Source organism: Microbacterium sp. C448 (assembly GCF_000582705.2).
Lineage (GTDB): Bacteria > Actinomycetota > Actinomycetes > Actinomycetales > Microbacteriaceae > Microbacterium > Microbacterium lacus_A.
The window spans coordinates 1-416 of sequence record NZ_HG779764.1; the positions used below are offsets into that span (position 1 = coordinate 1).

Below are 416 nucleotides of genomic sequence, written 5' to 3' on the forward strand. Positions count from 1 at the left end.
ATCGCGGGCTGCACGATGCGCCAGCACTGTTCCGCGGCGTCCGCCCGCACCGAGAGCGTGGCGTCGCCGTCGAGGATGCCCGACAGGACCTCGCCGTAGGCCTTGAGGGCACCGTCGCCGAGGTCGGCCGTGAGCACCGTTTTCTCGAGCCGGAACGGGTCATCCGCACCATTGACGTTGAGTTCGAGCGACATCCGGTCGGGACCGAGCGTGAACCGCAACACCGACCCGTCGGCATCGCCCGTGAAGCCCGCGGGCAGGTGGCGGACCGGGCGGAATCGCACGATGATCTCGGCGTCGCGTGCGGCGAGTGCCTTGCCCGAGCGCAGCGTGAACGGCACGCCCTGCCAGCGGGCGTTGCGGACCTCGCACGTCAGCTCGGCCAGGGTCTCGGTCTGGCGGGAGGGATCGACGCC

1 pseudogene is annotated in these 416 nt (G+C 70.9%); it reads right to left on the bottom strand.

What is annotated here, in order from left to right:
* Positions 1-416, bottom strand: a pseudogene (locus MIC448_RS13035) (glucose-6-phosphate dehydrogenase); the annotation flags it as partial.